This window comes from Oleiphilus sp. HI0066, from assembly GCF_001635725.1.
In genome coordinates, this window is record NZ_LWFH01000592.1 from 1 (window position 1) to 676 (window position 676).

At 45.4% G+C, this 676-nt stretch carries 1 protein-coding gene; it reads right to left on the reverse strand.

Annotation, left to right across the window (positions count from 1 at the left end; all coding sequences use genetic code 11):
* A partial coding sequence (locus tag A3738_RS07805; protein ID WP_068763501.1) for a glutathione S-transferase family protein occupies positions 1-458 on the reverse strand: 458 nt, incomplete at its 3' end.
* Between the last annotated feature and the right edge of the window lie 218 nt (positions 459-676).

The following is a 676-nucleotide window of genomic DNA, read 5'->3' on the forward strand; positions in this document are numbered from 1 at the left end:
ATATAATCTTGCTGCCCTAAGCCCTTGCTCAGCAAATCCAAAGCTACCTGAAACTCATAGACCGACGTCGCTTCCATCTCGCGCACACGATAGTCTTTCGGCAAAGCAAACTTGTGCTTTCCTATGGTCCATAGAGGTTGCTCTAGTTCTGCAATTGCAAATACGCTCCATTGGTCATACTGAGCACGACGAAAAGCGCTGTATGTTGGAATCAGTTCTGCCTCGGGCTTCAATGTGCAGAGATAATTCATGATCGCTAAGGATTCAGTGATAATGCCTCCATCAACACGAATGGCAGGCACCTTGCCCCCTGCATTGAGCTCTAGAAATGACGTCTGTCTGGCTTCACCTTTCATGAGATCGACAAGTTGGAAGCTGTAATCCAAGCCCAACTCTTCGAGCAACCAAGTCACACGCAAAGTGCGGGTGTTTGGGTAACCATATACCGTTAACGACATTCATCACTCCTTAGTTTTTATTTTTCCAGCATCAAGACTAATCCCAGTCGCGAAAACAATGCAAGCATTACCAAACCCAAATACGCAGTAGCGCCCGTAAGGTCTATAATGCTTCATCGCAAAAGTGGAACTTTACTATGTCATTTAAACATCTTAGTTGTGCTCAGCTCGCATCTTGGCTGAGTGATTCAGAAAACACGGTCACCGTAATCGATATT